Genomic DNA, 760 nt, shown 5'->3' with positions numbered 1-760 from the left:
GCTGGCGCTGGCGGGCCTGGGTTTCCGCCGCGCCGAGGCGCAGCCGGTGGTGGCGCGCATCGTCGCGCGCCTGGATGACAAGGCGGATCTGGACGTCGTGATCCGCGAAAGCCTGCGGGACCTCGCGAAATGACCGAACAGCCCCCGCGCACCGTCGATCCCGCCCGTACCGGCGACGACGCGCTCGAGGCCGGGCTGCGCCCGCAGACCCTGGAGGATTTCACCGGGCAGAAGGCCAGCCGCGAGAACCTGGCGATCTTCATCGCCGCCGCCCGTCAGCGCGGCGAGGCCATGGACCATGTGCTGCTGCACGGCCCGCCGGGCCTGGGCAAGACGACGCTGGCGCAGATCGTGGCGCGGGAACTGGGCGTCGGTTTCCGCGCGACCTCGGGCCCGGTCATCCAGCGGGCGGGCGACCTGGCGGCGATCCTGACCAACCTGCAGCCGCGCGACGTGCTGTTCATCGACGAGATCCATCGCCTGCAGCCGGCGATCGAGGAAGTGCTCTATCCGGCGATGGAGGATTTCCAGCTCGACCTGATCATCGGCGAGGGGCCGGCCGCCCGCTCGGTGCGGATCGATCTGTCTCCCTTCACGCTGGTCGCCGCCACCACCCGGGCGGGGCTGCTGGCGACCCCGTTGCGCGACCGGTTCGGCATCCCGCTGCGGCTGGTGTTCTACACGCCGGACGAACTGCGCCAGATCGTCTCGCGCGGGGCGCGCAAGCTGCAATTCGACCTGACACCCGACGGGGCCGAGG

Annotated in this window: 2 protein-coding genes; both read left to right on the top strand. The window is 71.4% G+C overall.

Features of this window, described 5'->3' with window-relative positions; all coding sequences use genetic code 11:
- Positions 1–133: RuvA C-terminal domain-containing protein (locus HUK84_RS21185; protein WP_218064496.1), on the top strand; the 133-nt coding region annotated here is incomplete at its 5' end.
- On the top strand, positions 130–760 hold a 631-nt coding region (gene ruvB, locus HUK84_RS21180), incomplete at its 3' end, for a Holliday junction branch migration DNA helicase RuvB (RefSeq protein ID WP_176641925.1). The genes HUK84_RS21185 and ruvB, both read left to right, overlap by 4 nt.

It is taken from the genome of Nguyenibacter vanlangensis (assembly GCF_013376155.1).
GTDB lineage: Bacteria > Pseudomonadota > Alphaproteobacteria > Acetobacterales > Acetobacteraceae > Gluconacetobacter > Gluconacetobacter vanlangensis.
Note: the sequence above shows the minus strand (reverse complement) of the source record. Positions and strands in the feature narration are given on the sequence as shown.